Origin of the sequence: Phyllobacterium chamaecytisi, assembly GCF_020164455.1 — a bacterium.
Lineage (GTDB): Bacteria > Pseudomonadota > Alphaproteobacteria > Rhizobiales > Rhizobiaceae > Phyllobacterium > Phyllobacterium chamaecytisi.
Map to the genome: position 1 here is coordinate 1 of NZ_JAIQWW010000069.1, position 709 is coordinate 709.

The 709-nt window shown below is 55.6% G+C and carries 2 protein-coding genes; both read left to right on the forward strand.

Annotated elements, in window-relative coordinates:
• The first annotated feature begins 205 nt into the window (after positions 1-205).
• A complete protein-coding gene (locus LB462_RS30945; protein WP_106667672.1) occupies positions 206-406 on the forward strand; it encodes a type II toxin-antitoxin system VapB family antitoxin in 201 nt (66 codons plus the stop codon).
• Positions 403-709: type II toxin-antitoxin system VapC family toxin (locus LB462_RS30950; protein WP_224515957.1), on the forward strand; the 307-nt coding region annotated here is incomplete at its 3' end. The genes LB462_RS30945 and LB462_RS30950, both read left to right, overlap by 4 nt.

The window sequence follows — 709 nt, forward strand, 5'->3', positions numbered from 1 at the left end:
CCTTGAAAGGATACGAACCGTGGGCCACCATTTATGATGGTGGATCGGCCAGCATATAGATAGTCAATCGTACTTAAGCTTCGACCCTCCGGCTGAGTAATTCTCGATGGCACGTCAGCGAACCCACTGCACAGAATGCTGCAATCGGCATAGATTTTATCACCAAATGGTGCTATTTTCCGCGCTTCAATTAGGGAGCTATATCATGCGATCGACCATTAACCTCGACGACACGCTTATGGAGAAGGCTAGGTTCTTGACCGGTACAAATGAAACTGCGGCCCTAGTACGCCAGGCGTTGGAAACGCTTGTCCGTGTGGAGTCCGGAAAGCGCCTCATCGCGCTCGGAGGAACTATGCCCGATGCCGAGGCAGCTCCGCGCCGCCGGAGCGCAGCGGCCAAGTGATACTCGCGGACACCTCGATCTGGATTGATCATTTTCGTCGTGTTGATGCGGAGCTGCGCAAGATTATTGAAGACGACCTCCTACTTTGCCACCCAGCCGTGATCGGTGAGCTGGCGCTTGGCAGCCTTAGGGATCGCGGCAGCGTGATCGCTTTTCTGGCGGCGCAGCGCGCGGCAGTCGTCGCCACGCACGACGAAGTCATGACAATGATCGATCGCCACAGTCTTTTCAGCATCGGCATTGGCTACACTGATTCTCACTTGCTGGCATCCGTCCTTCTGGACCAGCGGGCGGCATTATGGA